18 protein-coding genes and 1 pseudogene are annotated in these 12,268 nt (G+C 48.9%); 14 read left to right on the top strand and 5 right to left on the bottom strand.

Features of this window, described 5'->3' with window-relative positions; all coding sequences use genetic code 11:
- Nucleotides 1–30: 30 nt before the first annotated feature.
- Nucleotides 31–213 (top strand): hypothetical protein, encoded by a 183-nt coding sequence (locus tag ABLT31_RS21610; RefSeq protein ID WP_367755566.1) that lies wholly within the window; start codon nt 31–33, stop codon nt 211–213.
- Nucleotides 214–272: 59 nt separating this feature from the next.
- Here ABLT31_RS21610 and ABLT31_RS21605 read toward each other — a convergent pair whose 3' ends face one another.
- Entirely contained in the window at nt 273–410 is a 138-nt protein-coding gene (locus ABLT31_RS21605) for a hypothetical protein (RefSeq protein WP_367755564.1), read from the bottom strand.
- Nucleotides 411–595: 185 nt separating this feature from the next.
- Here ABLT31_RS21605 and ABLT31_RS21600 point away from each other — a divergent pair, with 185 nt between their 5' ends.
- The 3 genes from ABLT31_RS21600 (at nt 596) to ABLT31_RS21590 (ending at nt 1,828) form a co-directional block, all read left to right on the top strand.
- Nucleotides 596–910, top strand: a complete 315-nt coding sequence (locus tag ABLT31_RS21600) for a hypothetical protein (RefSeq protein WP_367755562.1) — start codon at nt 596–598, stop codon at nt 908–910.
- A gap of 24 nt (nt 911–934) precedes the next feature.
- Entirely contained in the window at nt 935–1,516 is a 582-nt protein-coding gene (locus ABLT31_RS21595; protein ID WP_367755560.1) for an SCO family protein, read from the top strand.
- A gap of 147 nt (nt 1,517–1,663) precedes the next feature.
- Nucleotides 1,664–1,828, top strand: coding sequence for a DUF3973 domain-containing protein (locus ABLT31_RS21590; protein WP_367755558.1), 165 nt, complete (start codon nt 1,664–1,666; stop codon nt 1,826–1,828).
- Between the two features lie 48 nt (nt 1,829–1,876).
- On the opposite strand, the gene ABLT31_RS21585 is transcribed toward ABLT31_RS21590, so the two are convergent.
- Nucleotides 1,877–2,122 carry a hypothetical protein gene (locus tag ABLT31_RS21585; protein WP_367755556.1) on the bottom strand — a complete coding sequence of 82 codons (246 nt, stop codon included), beginning with the start codon at nt 2,120–2,122 and terminating at the stop codon, nt 1,877–1,879.
- 186 nt (nt 2,123–2,308) lie between these two features.
- Between ABLT31_RS21585 and ABLT31_RS21580 the strand changes: the two genes are divergently transcribed.
- The 6 genes from ABLT31_RS21580 (at nt 2,309) to ABLT31_RS21555 (ending at nt 5,971) form a co-directional block, all read left to right on the top strand.
- Nucleotides 2,309–2,446, top strand: coding sequence for a hypothetical protein (locus ABLT31_RS21580; RefSeq protein ID WP_367755554.1), 138 nt, complete (start codon nt 2,309–2,311; stop codon nt 2,444–2,446).
- A gap of 382 nt (nt 2,447–2,828) precedes the next feature.
- A complete protein-coding gene (locus ABLT31_RS21575) occupies nt 2,829–3,641 on the top strand; it encodes a uroporphyrinogen-III synthase (RefSeq protein WP_367755776.1) in 813 nt (270 codons plus the stop codon).
- A complete protein-coding gene (locus ABLT31_RS21570) occupies nt 3,625–4,404 on the top strand; it encodes an alpha/beta hydrolase family protein (protein WP_367755552.1) in 780 nt (259 codons plus the stop codon). Before ABLT31_RS21575 ends, ABLT31_RS21570 begins: the two co-directional genes overlap by 17 nt.
- A 116-nt stretch (nt 4,405–4,520) precedes the next feature.
- The gene (galE, locus tag ABLT31_RS21565) at nt 4,521–5,510 is read left to right on the top strand and encodes a UDP-glucose 4-epimerase GalE (RefSeq protein WP_367755550.1); all 990 of its coding nucleotides are present in this window, start codon (nt 4,521–4,523) and stop codon (nt 5,508–5,510) included.
- A 43-nt stretch (nt 5,511–5,553) separates the two neighbouring features.
- On the top strand, nt 5,554–5,688 hold the full coding sequence (locus ABLT31_RS21560) for a hypothetical protein (protein WP_367755548.1): 135 nt from the start codon (nt 5,554–5,556) through the stop codon (nt 5,686–5,688).
- The gene (locus ABLT31_RS21555) at nt 5,675–5,971 is read left to right on the top strand and encodes a hypothetical protein (RefSeq protein ID WP_367755788.1); all 297 of its coding nucleotides are present in this window, start codon (nt 5,675–5,677) and stop codon (nt 5,969–5,971) included. Before ABLT31_RS21560 ends, ABLT31_RS21555 begins: the two co-directional genes overlap by 14 nt.
- 155 nt (nt 5,972–6,126) lie before the next feature.
- Here the strand turns inward: ABLT31_RS21555 and ABLT31_RS21550 are convergent.
- Nucleotides 6,127–6,531 (bottom strand): annotated as a pseudogene (locus tag ABLT31_RS21550) (nuclease-related domain-containing protein); the annotation flags it as partial.
- A 223-nt stretch (nt 6,532–6,754) separates the two neighbouring features.
- On the opposite strand from ABLT31_RS21550, the gene ABLT31_RS21545 reads away from it, so the two are divergent.
- From ABLT31_RS21545 to ABLT31_RS21535, 3 genes are all read left to right on the top strand, one after another.
- Complete coding sequence (locus ABLT31_RS21545) at nt 6,755–7,492, top strand: glucosaminidase domain-containing protein (RefSeq protein ID WP_367755546.1); 738 nt, start codon at nt 6,755–6,757, stop codon at nt 7,490–7,492.
- 84 nt (nt 7,493–7,576) lie between these two features.
- Nucleotides 7,577–8,527, top strand: coding sequence for a DMT family transporter (locus ABLT31_RS21540; RefSeq protein WP_367755544.1), 951 nt, complete (start codon nt 7,577–7,579; stop codon nt 8,525–8,527).
- Nucleotides 8,528–8,550: 23 nt separating this feature from the next.
- Nucleotides 8,551–9,828 (top strand): AAA family ATPase, encoded by a 1,278-nt coding sequence (locus tag ABLT31_RS21535; RefSeq protein ID WP_367755542.1) that lies wholly within the window; start codon nt 8,551–8,553, stop codon nt 9,826–9,828.
- A gap of 320 nt (nt 9,829–10,148) precedes the next feature.
- Here the strand turns inward: ABLT31_RS21535 and sleB are convergent, their stop codons facing one another.
- The gene (sleB, locus tag ABLT31_RS21530) at nt 10,149–10,793 is read right to left on the bottom strand and encodes a spore cortex-lytic enzyme (RefSeq protein WP_367755540.1); all 645 of its coding nucleotides are present in this window, start codon (nt 10,791–10,793) and stop codon (nt 10,149–10,151) included.
- A 186-nt stretch (nt 10,794–10,979) separates the two neighbouring features.
- On the opposite strand from sleB, the gene ABLT31_RS21525 reads away from it, so the two are divergent.
- On the top strand, nt 10,980–11,126 hold the full coding sequence (locus ABLT31_RS21525; RefSeq protein WP_367755538.1) for a hypothetical protein: 147 nt from the start codon (nt 10,980–10,982) through the stop codon (nt 11,124–11,126).
- Nucleotides 11,127–11,375: 249 nt separating this feature from the next.
- Here the strand turns inward: ABLT31_RS21525 and ABLT31_RS21520 are convergent, their stop codons facing one another.
- On the bottom strand, nt 11,376–12,173 hold the full coding sequence (locus ABLT31_RS21520) for a hypothetical protein (RefSeq protein WP_367755536.1): 798 nt from the start codon (nt 12,171–12,173) through the stop codon (nt 11,376–11,378).
- Between the last annotated feature and the right edge of the window lie 95 nt (nt 12,174–12,268).

Genomic DNA, 12,268 nt, shown 5'->3' with positions numbered 1-12,268 from the left:
AGGCAAGCTTGGTTTGGAAGGGGGAAGGAGATGGGCGACCACATCAGAATCAAGCTGAATGGAAAGGAATTGGAGCCGGCGGCAAGAATAGCGAATGAGCGAGTCCCTTATGAATTCGAGTGGGTTTCAGGAAGAAGGGAGGCGGCCGAAAGAACGCCGGAAAAGGATTTTAGCGAAGTATGGAAGCTAGCGGATTGGCTGCTGATTGAGTAGCGGCAAATGCAATAAAAAGGACTGTCGGATGGTGACAGTCCTTTTTCCTTTGTTCATGATCAGACGACGCTGCTAAGACTCCATTTGACGACCTTTTTCCGAATGGTGATACCGAAAAGCTTGTAGTAGGTCACAATGGAACAATAACCGCGTTCAAAATCATAGAGCTTCATCTGTTCAGCTGTAATCAATTTCATCTGTAACACCACCTTCAAAGGAATGGAATATTATTACTATTTTACCATGTTATCTAACAATTCAAACATAGAATATTTCGACAAATAATTCTATACGTTAGAATTGACGGAAACGCCGAGACCTTTTAAAATAGCTTTATCCTATAAAGTTAGTATGAATTAATGCCGAAAAAGGTGGGGGTTCCATGAAAGCCAACCGCATATCGTTTGTTCTGATGATCGTATCCTGGTTAACGGGGATCTTTTTTATAATGAAATACTTTCGCAACTTAACGACTATCATTGTGGAATGGGATAAGTTCTACTGGGTTTCGCCTTTCTGGGCACTGTTGGGGGGCACATTGGCCATCAGCTTTCTTACCTTTGGCTGCTTTTGGCTGGCTCCTAAGCTCAAACCGAAGAACATGCTTTACATCGGGAGCGGGGTTAGCATCATTTGGGTGGGTATCTTACTCGTACAAATCAAGATTATCGCGTATAATCTAGGGATATGTCATTAAATAGAGCAAAAAAAGGAGTTTAACATGTTCCAGCAAAGATTTTTATCCATCCTTGTCGTGGTGTGCCTCATGTTCAGTTTGGCAGCTTGCGGGAGTGACAAGCCCAATGAGCTGAACTGGAAGGTCAGTGATTTTACGTTCACCAATCAAGATAAACAGCCCTTCGGACTGGCTGATCTAAAAGGAAAGGTTTGGCTGGCCAGCTTTATTTTTACCAATTGTACGACGGTTTGCCCGCCGATGACGGCCAATATGTCCCTGATCCAGCGCGATCTAAAGGAAAAGGGGATTGAAGCTCAGCTTGTATCCTTTAGCGTGGATCCGGAAGTCGATCAGCCTGAGGTGCTGAAAGCCTACGGCAGCAAGTTTCAAGCCGATTTTTCGAACTGGCAGTTTTTGACCGGTTATACCCAGCAGGAAATCGAAGCGTTTGCCAAGGACAGCTTTAAAACCCCGGTACAGAAAACGACAGCTTCCGATCAGGTCACGCACGGAACTTCGTTTTATTTGGTCGATCAAGAGGGGACGATTGTCAAAAAATATAGCGGCTCCCATGACACGCCTTACGAGGAGATCATTGGGGACATTGCGGCTTTAACGGAGTAAGGCTGGATCTTTTGAGATTCAGTCTTATTTTTTAGTAATAAATACCTACACGTTGTGACAGATTTTGACGAACGGAATTTGTGGAATTCCCCCAAAAAATGTCATACAATTAGATCGTGGTAAAAAAAGGCAGGGGTGGGATTGCAGGTGTATTACTGTCTTCACTGCAAGCAGATACATAAGTGTACCGGAAAAAAAGAAACGATTTTCCAATCCGGCTATACGCTAGTAGAGGATAAGAAGATTCCTTTAGGCATGTGTCAGAAAGAAAAAGAATTAGTTCAACGAGCGAGTTTTCAATTTTCTTATTAGGAGTTTAGTCCTAATTAAAAAGAGAGTAAGGGATTGGCCCTTACTCTCCTAGATCTTCTCCTTTGCCAGAGTCCACATCCACGTGAGCAGCACGCCCCCAGCAAGTCCTCCAATGACATTATATCCATCCAATACAAGAAACAGATCCCCTAGCAGGTTAGCCCCTAGCCAAGCTCCGACAAGTGACATGATTAATGAGGCCCACCAAGTTCCAAATCCGGTATTGCTGTCAATCCATTGGTCAATGCCCCACCATGCTAATAGGCTTACAGTGATCCATGCGAGCCAAAACATCGCAGCATCTGCCCTTTCATTGAGGATTGGGAGTCTCCTATTCTCCTACTCTCATCATATGAAAAATCGGGTGCCGAGGGTTGGACGCATAACGGGATCCGCTGGATTTAATTTCATTTGCGCGACGATTCACACTTTAGGTATACTAGATACACAACACACATTACTATATAGGGAGGGTTGGCAATGTTCCACACACCTGTTTATGCACAACTGGAAATGACTTTTATCGGTGATCAAGATGATTGGTATTACCCTTACCTCGACCAGGGGATTGAGTCCTTTCTCATGGTAGCAGATCAGCATTTATACACTTTCATATAATCATAGGTACTGCAGCTCCGGATTGGGCTGCTTTATTTGTGTCTAAAGAGAAAAATGCGTGTACAGGAGCAGGACCCAGCCCCATAAGGACAGCCATAAAGGAATACTTAAAGTGACTCCCCCAGAAAACTTGGCTCGCGTTAGCTACAAGTTTTCCTCGTGCTGTCCAAATGACGTAACGAAGTTATCTCTCCGACAGTGCAGAAAAGTCCGATTGCTAAATTCCCGTTTGGCTGCTCCATTGTATTATGAAAGCGCTTTATAAAGGAAGGGGTGGGTTTTGTCTTCTTATGGGAGAATATAGCGAATGGAAGAAGATCTTGAGGTTGCCGGGAGGAAGCTATATCATAGGGAGAAAGTAGGAATTCAAGGAGGTCTGGTTATGGCGAAAGGGTTAGAAGGTAAACGTGTCGTGATCGCAGGATCGCGAAAGACGGATGAGATGAGTACGTTAGTGGAAAAACAAGGCGGGATTCCTGTGGTGAGATCGCTGCAGGGCACCGTTTTTTTAGCGGATAAAGAGGTTGAACCGGATATTCGCCGCTTGGTGGAGAATGGGGCGGATTGGGTCATTTTAACAACCGGGATTGGGACGGAAGCTTTGTTAACTATAGCGGAAAACATGGGTGTGAAGGAGCAAGTGGTTTCCGTGTTTAAGCAGGCGAAAGTAGCCGCTCGCGGGTATAAGACCTACTCCGTTCTGAAAAAGATGGACATCGCTCCGACGGCTAAGGATGATGACGGAACGACGCAAGGGCTGATTCGTGCGCTGGAGCCGTTTGATTTTAGCGGCAAGCAGGTGGCCGTCCAGCTGCACGGCGATCCTGCTCCGCGGCTGATTCAGTTTTTAGAGGAACGCGGGGCAACGGTTTCCGAGCTGTTGCCGTACCAGCACGTAGCTCCCGATGCGGATACGATTGAAACGTTTTGTCAGGAGTTAGTGGCCGGGGAATTGGATGCGGTTTGCTTTACAGCAGCGGTTCAGGTTCGGTTTCTGTTTCAATATGCGCGAGAAAAAGGAATCTTGGAAAGTGTCTTGCGTGCCTTTGAAGGGAAGGCCCTGGCTGTCGCTGTGGGGAAGATTTGCGCGGAAGCCTTGCGTGAAGAGGGAGTCCAGCGGATTCTCGCACCGGAAAACGAGCGAATGGGTGCGATGATCATTGAATTAGCCCAGTACTATGAGGCGCATGATTGATTCGTTTGAAATCCCGGGATTTCATCTGAAGGCCAAGCTGTATTTAGTGAGCTATGTCTCACAGGGCTTGGTGGTGAGAGGATATTTGGCAGTACCTCGAGGTGAGGGGCCTTTTCCGCTTCTGGTGTACTGTCGGGGCGGGATTAAGAATGTAGGAATGACCAAGCTGGCTTGGGTGAGCCAGTTTGTGGAGCAAGGGTATGTGGTGTTTGCGCCTTTTTATCGCGGGAATCGCGGCGGGGAGGGGCGTGAGGACTTCGGAGGAGACGACCGACACGACGTGCTGGAGGCCGTGCCTTGGCTGAAGGAGCTGCCGATGGTGGATCCTTTCCGCATGCATGTGTTTGGATTTTCGCGGGGGTCGTTGCCAGCTCTGTATTCGGCTATGCAGTACCCCTTTTTTCGCAGTGTCACGGTGTGGGGCGGCGTTTCCGACATGGTTCTCACCTACGAGGAGCGCGAGGATCTGCGGCGCATGCTGAAGCGAGTGATTAGCGGCCCGCCGTGGAAGAAACCAGAGGAGTACGAGCGGCGCTCTCCTCTTTACCGGGTGGAGGAGCTGCCGTGTCCCGTCCTCATCATTCATGGAGCAGACGACCGGCTGGTTGGCGTGGAGCATGCCTACCGTTTAGCCGAGGCCTTGCGTGAGGCAGGAAAAAGCCATACGCTGCGAATCTATGAAGGACTGGGGCACCTTTTTCCTCTGGTTGAGCGGGAGAAGGCGGTTCGGGATATGTTTGCTTGGATGGAGAGGCAGGAGTAAGGATGGCGTGGAGAATCCGGGTCATCCACAATGTTGTTTAAAAAATGTTGTACTTGGTTGGTATGCTGACCGACGGAGTATTTTACCATAAACAGAAGATCAGAGGAGAGGGATTCATGGCGATTCTAGTGACGGGTGGGGCGGGCTATATTGGCAGCCACACGGTTTTATATTTAAAGCAATTTGGAGAAGAAGTGATCGTATTTGATAATTTGCAAAAAGGTCACAGGCAAGCCGCGGCTTTAGCGGATTTGTTCTATGAAGGAAATCTTCATGATGAAAAGCTGTTGGATGAGATTTTTACGAAGCATGATATTGAAGCGGTGATCCACTTTGCCGCAAACTCGCTTGTCGGGGAAAGTGTTCAGGATCCGTTGTCCTACTACGATAATAATGTGATCGGTTCGTACCATTTGGTTCGAAAAATGATTCAGCATGAAGTGAAGACCATTGTCTTCTCTTCCACAGCCGCGACGTACGGGGAGCCGGTGAAAGTGCCGATTGAAGAACAGGACCCTACTGTTCCGACCAACCCTTATGGCGAGACCAAGCTGGCGATTGAAAAAATGCTCAAGTGGGCGGACCAGGCGTATGGCTTAAAATCGGTTTGCCTCCGCTACTTCAACGCGGCTGGGGCTGACCCAGAAGGACGAATCGGCGAGGATCATACGCCAGAATCTCACTTGATCCCGATTGTTTTGCAATGTGCCTTGGGACAACGAGCCGAAGTCAGCGTATTCGGGGACGACTATCCAACCCCCGATGGAACCTGCATCCGCGATTACATTCATGTATTAGATTTGGCGCAGGCTCACTATCTCGCTTTGCAAAGATTGCGCGAAAAACAAGAAAGCGGCATCTACAACCTCGGCAACGGAACCGGCTTTTCGGTCAAAGAAGTCATCGACACCTGTCGACAAGTGACAGGCACCACCATCCCAGCGGCTATGGCACCACGGCGTGCGGGCGATCCGGCGGTCTTGATTGCCTCATCGGAGAAGGCGAAGCAAGAGTTGGGCTGGGCTCCGAAGTATCCGGATTTGCAGACGATTGTGGAGCATGCGTGGAACTGGCATAAGAATAACCCGACAGGGTATGGGAAGTAGAATAGGGTTGATGAGCCTCCTATGTTTCGCAGGAGGCATTTTTATGTTAAGGAGCTCGCCGATGATAGACTCGTCCTTTTCCCGTGCCGGATTGGGGGAGATTCATGGAGTCGAGAAGGTAATAGGCTTTCGTCCCTTGAGGAAAGAAGGAGGAAGTCCCGGCATTGCTGGTTGGTGATCGTAGGCCGAATGAGCAGAAAGTAATCGTCAATGGCGTCTTCATGGGCAGTCTTGGATCGAGACCGGCAGGAAGGACAATGCCAGATGGCTGGTTTGCGGATCATCGGAAACTGAAAGCAAAAAGGGCACTGAACTCCTTTAATCAACTCGTATTCGGGGACCTGATAGTGTTTGAGGATATCGATGGGGAGGGGAGAATGCCCTTGGAGAAGAAGCTGAGAGAGCTTTTGCAGGAGATAAGGGGTGAAATGTTTTTCTGTATGCTTTTTTCTAGTTTATGAATTTTTTCAGGGATGTGGATGGCATGCTGGACTTGATCAAAAATGTGCTGATGGCCTGGGGAGGCTTTCAGAATGGATGAGGGGTTGCTGATGGAAATCAGGTATTCGATGGGACAAGGTTTCATTTTATGCTGCTCCATCCATCTTTTGAGTTGGGTTCGCTGTCGTTTCGCCTGGGCGATCGGATCGAGGAAGCCGTTTTCCTTATTGTCGTAGGTGCGAAGAAGCTGGTTGGAGACTTGGTCGAAATAGAGGGTGCCGATAATGTTCTTGGCTTCAATAATGAGCAGGAAGGTTGGGGTAACGATCAACGTATCGAGCTGAAAAGGGGATTTTTGATGGAAGAGGCGGAGGTCGTGGAAGATTCGGTAATCTTTTTCGGGAAGAAAGGCCAAATGGTAGTCTAAATTTAGCTCTCCGTTATAACCGGCCTGGGCGATTTTGAGGTCTTCTTTGATTTCTGGCCGTTTGGGGTGGTTTGGGGGCAGTCTTCGCAGCAATGCTTCTCTCGTTTGGATGGATAAAGGGACTTTTCGCTCTTTGATGATCAAGTTTATCACTCCTTTTTAGGATCGATCGCAGTATGGATTCGACGTCGGGGGCCGCAATCCTTCTGCGTAGGGCGATATGCGGAAAAATCGAGGCTTTATGCGGAGATTTCAGGTGCTTATACGGGAAAATTTAAAATTACGCGTAACCAAGCTCGGGAAACTGTAACCAAGCTCGGGGAACTGTAACCAAGCACTCGACTCCAACATAAACTAACCAAAAGGAGGGACAACAATGGCAACGATCCAGAAAAACCCGATTATGGGTACCAACCAGGCCAGTGTCAACCAAATGATCGCGTTCGTTCGAGCGGTCAACCCGCAATTTCATGCGGACATTGCCAGAGCTTTCCTCCCCATCTCGGCACGATATGGGGTTCGCGGAGATGTTGCTTTTTGCCAATCGATACATGAAACCAATTGGTTCCGATATGGTGGAGACGTGCGTGCAGAACAAAACAATTTTGCCGGTATTGGGGCAACGGGAGGCGGGGCTCGAGGGAACAGCTTTCCTACTATTGAGGCTGGGGTTACGGCGCAGATTCAACACTTATTTGCTTATGCCACGGCGGCTCCGCTGCCCCAAGGAGAGCCCGTCGTCGACCCGCGGTTTCATCTTGTGCTGCGAGGAAGTGCCCCGTATTGGGAAGACCTTGCCGGAAGATGGGCTGTGCCTGGCTATGACCGGAATCGCTTTTCCAGCCTGCAGCAGGCGATGGAGGCGGGAGAGACGTACGGTCAGCAAATCATGAGACTGTATCGACAACTGCTGCAAACCTCGGTTCAAGAGACCCCCGCCCCTTCCCAAGGAAGCTATCCTCCCAATACCCCGTTATGGAAGCAGGAAGCGGTCGATTGGATGTACGAGCAAGGGCTGCTAACGGATCCGGCTTGGAAGCAGCGGATTGAAGAACCTTTGCCGCTGTGGGCGGAAGCTGTAGTGTTAAGGCGAATCATGGAAAAACTTAGTTAGACATTCGTTCATGGCATCCTGAACCCTTTCGAGGTACAATGGTAGGCAGAATCTATTTGCAGAAAAAGAAAGAAGGATGCCAGAATGAACAGCCGAGGAATTTATGCGGCGCTTACCCTCGCCATGCTGTTTTGGGGGCTAAACGTCATTGCGATCAAACTATTGGTCGCCGCCTACCCGACGTTAACGATTACCGCCATTCGAGTGACGATTGCCGGCCTGTGTGTGCTTTTGTACACCTGGTGGGCCGAAGGCTTTCGCCGCATGAACGGAAAGGAATGGCTGTATCTGTCGCTGGCTGCGTTAACGGGGATTTTTGGACATCAGTTTTTATTGGCCTTCGGTCTCAAAGCCACAACAGGATCGAACGGCTCTTTAATTTTATCGCTCAATCCGCTGACGACGGCCGTATTGGCCTTTTTGTTTTTAGGGGAGCGATTGTCAAAGCTTCGCACCATCGGGATCTTCCTTGGTTTTTCGGGGGTTTTGGCGATCATCCTCAAAGGGGCGGAAGGAGGGCTGCCGACCGTGCATCTGGGGGATTTGATCGTCTTTCTCTCCATGCTGCTGCAATCGCTCAGCTTCCTTGCCTTGCGTAATGTGGTCGGCACGGTGTCCGTCAACCAAGTGACGAGCTTTTCCTTCCTGATGGGCGGTGCCGGGCTGTTCCTCACAGCCTACGGAGTGGAGCGGGTTTCCCCCTTCAGCGTCATGGGTATGATAACGCCGCCGATGTGGCTGCTGCTTTTGGGTTCAGCGTTTCTTGCGACCGCACTCGGAGGATGGATCTGGAATCGCGGAATCCGCGAGCTCGGCCCTGGGCAAACCGCCGTGTTTATTAACATGACCCCGTTCTATGGGTTGTTGGGGTCGGCCTTATTTTTAGGCGAAACCATCGGGGTCACGCATGTGATCGGCTTTGTGCTCATTGTGGCTGGGGTCTTGCTCGGCAGCGGGTGGTATGAACGAAGAAAAGCGACCCCAAAACTTGACATTGATCAGAAAAATAGTCAGCTATACAATGAGGCTAAATAGATATTAGAGGGAGAAACCAAAACATGAGCAAAACTCCGTTTGTCATCCGTTTTGATGAGGTTAGCCCCGAGAAGCTGCCCAACTATTATGACTATGCTTATATCGTCCAACGGATCAAGGATGCTTTGCTGGAAAAGTATAACCTGGCCGTGGAGATGTATATTGATCACGAAAACCAGCAAGAGATTTGGAATGTCTTAGCTGAAGATATAGAGGCGGAGAAAGAAGGCGTGGAGTTTGTCTCCTACGTCATGGACGGCATCGAAACCAAAATAATCACTCCGGTTCCCCAAGAGCAAGGAGTGAATTTCAAGCTACAGCCATTCTTGGATAATGCGATTTACTATTATCCCCGATTCCGCGTCGCGCTGGCGAGAGCAACGGTGTTCCACAGCTCCGGTCCGTATCACCACCATTTCATCTTAACCGATCACGATGCGAACCTGCTGGAGTTTATTGGCTACATCAATCGCCGGCAAAGGGAGCACGATCGCACCAATGTGACCGTGTTTACCGACACGGAGGATGGCCTGGAACGCAAAAAAGTCAGCATCACCCATATGGTCAAAAGGGAAGACGTGCTTCTGGCGGAAGACCTCAAGCGGCAGATCTACCGCTCAATTGATGAGTTTTTCCATGACAGCGGCGAGTTTTTCCGCACGTACAATATTCCTTACAAGCGGGGAATTCTGCTTTACGGCAAACCGGGAAATGGGAAAACAACCTTGGTCAAATCCATCGCGAACAGCATTTCCGCTCCCGTCGCGTACTGGCAGATCACGGAGTACACGAACAGTTACTCCATCAAGCAAGTATTTGAAACGGCTCTGAAAATGGCGCCGATGGTCCTTGTCATCGAAGACATCGACTCCATGCCGGAAAGTGTGCGATCGGTCTTTCTGAACACCTTGGATGGGGCTACATCCAAAGAAGGAATATTCCTGATCGGGACGACCAACTATCCGGAAAAAATCGATCCTGCGCTGATTAACCGGGCTGGCCGTTTTGACCGGGCATATGAAATCAAGCTGCCGCATCGGAAGATGCGCTTGCTTTACTTGAACAAGCTTGGGTTCGACCGCTTCCTGAAGGAAGAAGAAATCTTAAGATTGGCGGATGCCCTGGAAGGCTCCTCCATCGCCCAGCTCAACGAGCTGTATATCAGCGCGGCACTGCAATGGCATTATGACAAGGAAGTGAACGTAGAGAAGCTGTTGGAGGAGATGCAATCCGATATTCGGAAGCTGCAAAAACAGCAGTGGGATTCAGAGGATGAGGCGGGGCGACTAGGTTTCTATTAAAACCATTGCCAAACGCGTGGCGGTTCATGCCATTCACACCCGGATCTTGACGTTTTGTGTTATTTTTTAAAAGAAAACGAAAATTTGCTATATAATGATTTCAAACACATCACATTCCAAAAAGCAGTGGAGAGATAAAAGAAAGAGATAAAAAAAGACAGAGAAGAAAGATAGGGAGAGGTACTGCAGGTATTAGGAAGAGGGTGTCCTTGAGGGGATGCCCTCTTTTCGTGTTTCGCTTTTAAAAGAAGGCAGATGTGGGAATAGTATATATACTAAAAGGGCCACTACCGAGGTAGCGACCCTTTTTTTAGCCTCATCTATTCACAAAAGATATGCTTGCCGATTCTCACGATTTGCGGGCGGCTCCAGATCCATCTGGATGTCGCGGTTTCGGGATTAAAATAGAATAAAGCTCCACCCGTCGGGTCCCACCCTCGTACAGCATCAATGGCTGCTCTGTATGCGGAGGAGTTCGGGGTGAGCCAATACTGTCCATCATCGATTGCCGTAAAGGCACGCGGCTCAAACACCACGCCGATGACATTGTTCGGGAATTGCGAGGACATGACGCGGTTCATCACCACGGCCCCTACCGCAACTTGCCCTGTATAGGATTCCCCCCGAGCTTCTCCATTAATAATTTTCGCCAGTACTTCAAATTCCTTTTTATTTACCGAAACACGCTTTAATACTTTCCACGTTTGCTGGCCTGTCACGCCATCCGCCTGAAGTCCGTAGGCAGACTGGAAACGGCGCACCGCTTGGGCAGTGTCCGAACCGTAGACTCCATCAGGCTTCTGCGGGTAATACCCTAATATATTCAAACGAAACTGCAAGTCCCATACATCACCAACCGTACTTCCCACCTGCAGCGTTGGTGCAGCATCGGCCTGCTCCGCCGGCGTCGAGATCAATAAAGCAGCCAAAACGAAGAATGCGAACAACATGCTTTTTCTTAACATGTCCTTCCCCCTTTCCTGTGTCATTATACTAGCGATAGGGAAGAAGCCTCAACCCTCGCATTCTGGCAGATCCACCATGAAGTGGCTGAAACAAATTTATGTTTTGGTCGTAGGGCAGCCGTCTAACCCTTTGCAGCGGTTCCACATATAATACAGTAGTTTTTATTTATAAGGAGACAAACGGAGATGAGCAAATCGTTTGAGAGACTTGAACCCCAGAACATTTTAGAGATCCTCACACGCATTTATCAAAAAGCCCAGGAAGAGCAGTCGGTGGATTCACAACAAATCATCAGGGAAATGGTGATTCAGTTGGAGGCGTTGATGAATTAGGGGAGGCGCGGAGGGGCGATAGTTGGATTTACGCGTAAGTCCAAAAATTCCCGCATAAGCGTGTTAAGATTCCGCATAAGTGTGGAAAAATTACGCGTAAGTCGCTGCGAAGCAAGATACTGCTGTCACCCGAAGGCAGCGTTGTGCCCGCTCGCTGCGTGAAAAATCACCCTGTAGGCAAGCAAAAGCAATACCCCACAAAAAAAGGGCATCTCCTTAGGAAAAAATCCTAAAGAGATGCCTTTTTCTTTATTTAAACGGATAAAACAACTTTCCTATCTGTTCAAATGGTGCTGCAGAAGTTTCTAACCAGCTCTGCATGTCTTTGCGAGCTTGTCTATTTTGTTCGATCCATGTTTTTGTGATGGATTCCAGTTGGTCCTGCGTATGGAGCCACAGGTCCTGTCCACCGAAGTCGTTAGACTTGAGGAATTCTTTGGTTTGTGGGATGTACGTGTTTAGGCCGCGGGAAAGCTGCTCCCACTGTTGTTTGGTTTGGTTCAGGGCTTTTTCGGATAGAGCTCGTTGCTGCTCCAAAACTTGAAGGGTCCAGTTTTCTAATTCTTCTTGTAAGGCGTTGGCCGTGTGGAAGGTTTGCGTCCAGCTAGAGAGTAAAGGTTCGGTGTTGGATTCTGCAGTGGTTTCTTGGGTTTCTGTTTGGGTTGTTTCCTCCGCAGGGGCTACCTCGGTTTCAACTTGGGCTTCAACGATCGTCTCAACGATAGGATCTTCCATCGTTTCCACTTTTTCTTCTACAGTGGTTTCAACGGCAGCTTCAAGGGTGGCTTCAGCAATGGTTTCATCACTAGTCTCAACACTAACCTCAGCACTCGCTTCAACCGCTGGCTCTGCCTTCGTCTCTTGAACGGTTTCTTCTTCAACAACGGTTGTTGTTTCATCCGCGACTGGGCTTTCTTCCTTAGTTAACTGCTGTTCGATCTGTTGAACGGCTGCTTCCGAAAGTTCCGGCTCGATTGTGCTCACGGCTTCTACGCCTTGCTGTTTCTCGTTCAGCTTTTCCATTTTTCTTCTCCTTTTCGTCACCATCGGAGTTCCTCCCTGTGAATATCTTCTTATGTGTAATTTACACCTATGTGGACGACTGTGTCAATGAAATGTTTCAAAATTTTTCCGAAAAAGGA

It is taken from the genome of Ammoniphilus soli, from assembly GCF_040813775.1.
Note: the sequence above shows the minus strand (reverse complement) of the source record. Positions and strands in the feature narration are given on the sequence as shown.